The organism is Psychrobacillus sp., assembly GCF_056205495.1.
The window spans coordinates 1-1785 of the sequence record NZ_JBAEAP010000343.1 but is presented as its reverse complement, the minus strand read 5'-3'; the positions used below and the strand labels follow the sequence as shown (position 1 = coordinate 1785).

Annotated in this window: 1 protein-coding gene; it reads right to left on the bottom strand. The window is 41.2% G+C overall.

The annotated features are described in order from the left end of the window. Positions 1-80: 80 nt before the first annotated feature. On the bottom strand, positions 81-1785 hold a 1705-nt coding region (gene glmS / locus AC06OU_RS10190; protein ID WP_475855562.1), incomplete at its 5' end, for a glutamine--fructose-6-phosphate transaminase (isomerizing).

The following is a 1785-nucleotide window of genomic DNA, read 5'->3' as shown; positions in this document are numbered from 1 at the left end:
CATACCTCGGTTTTCAATATTTATATCGGTTTTCCACTAAGTTTCCCCAGTTTTTAACCACTTAAATACATATGAGCAAATTACTCAACTGTAACGGATTTAGCTAGATTTCTAGGTTTATCTACGTCACAGTCTCTATGAAGTGCTGCATAGTAGCTGATTAGCTGTAATGGGATAACGGCTACTAGTGGTGCAAATAATTCGTGTACTTTTGGAAGCACATAGCGATCATCTTCTTCCTCGAAGCCCTCCATCGCAATGATACAAGGATTAGCGCCACGAGCAACTACCTCTTTCACGTTTCCACGAACATTTAAGCTTACTGCCTGCTGTGTAGCTAATGCAATGACAGGTGTGCCGTCTTCAATAAGGGCAATCGTACCGTGCTTAAGTTCTCCTCCAGCAAAGCCTTCTGCTTGAATGTAAGAGATCTCTTTAAGCTTTAGAGCACCCTCTAAGCTAATATAATAGTCCACGTTTCTTCCGATGAAGAAAGCGTTTCTAGTAGTTGAAAGGTATTCTGTTGCAATCTCTTCAAGTTCTTCTTTCGTATCTACGATCGCTTGAACCGCATTTGCAACAATTCCAAGCTCTTGTACGACATCAAAGTCTAGCTCTTTCCCCTGGGATTTTGCGAATACAGATGCAGTAACCATTAGCACTGCTACCTGAGCAACATAAGCTTTTGTAGAAGCTACAGCAATTTCAGGACCAGCATGCAGTAATAACGTATGATCCGCTTCACGAGAAAGTGTAGATCCAGGTACATTAGTTACAGTCAGTGTTGGATAACCTTTTTCTTTTATTTTCACTAATACTTGGCGGCTATCTGCTGTTTCTCCAGATTGCGTAATAAACATGAATAAAGGCTTTTCCGATAGAAGTGGCATGTTATAACCAAACTCACTTGAGATATGAACCTCTACTGGGATACCAGCAATTTTCTCGAAATATTCTTTACCGATCAAACCAGCGTGGTAGCTAGTTCCCGCTGCAATGATATATAGACGATCCGCATCTTTTAGTGCCTCCAAAATAGCAGAGTCGATTGTAAGCTCGCCTTGCTCGTTTTGATAGGCTTGGATAATTTTGCGAAGAACAGTCGGCTGTTCATCGATTTCTTTTAACATATAGTGAGGATATGTTCCTTTTTCAATGTCACTCATATCTAGCTCTGCTTTATAAGGAGCACGCTCTACTTTTTTGCCATCAAGCGTTTGGATTTCTACTGATTCCTTGCGCACGATTACGATTTCTTGGTCATGAAGCTCCACGTACTGCTCTGTTACTTGTAGCATTGCCATTGCATCCGATGCTACCACGTTAAATCCTTCACCCACTCCTACTAATAGCGGTGATTTGTTTTTCGCTACATAGATCGTGTTTTCATCTTCGTTATCGATCAATGCGATTGCATAAGAACCATGGATCAAGTGCAATGTTTTTCTTAGTGCATCAACAGTTGATAGACCGTCTTTTGAGAAGCGTTCGATTAACTGTACGATTACCTCTGTATCTGTATCAGAAGCCATTGGAACATCAGCCAAATAAGCCTTTTTTAATAAATGATAGTTTTCGATTACGCCATTGTGCACAAGCGTAAAACGTTTCGTTGTACTTTGATGAGGATGAGCGTTTTCTTGGTTTGGAACTCCGTGAGTCGCCCAGCGCGTATGGCCAATTCCTAGGCTAGCACTTACATCACCGTCTACAGCTCCGCGCAAATCTGCGATACGTCCTTTTTCCTTAAAAACCATAACTCCATCTTCATTTAGTACTGCAATT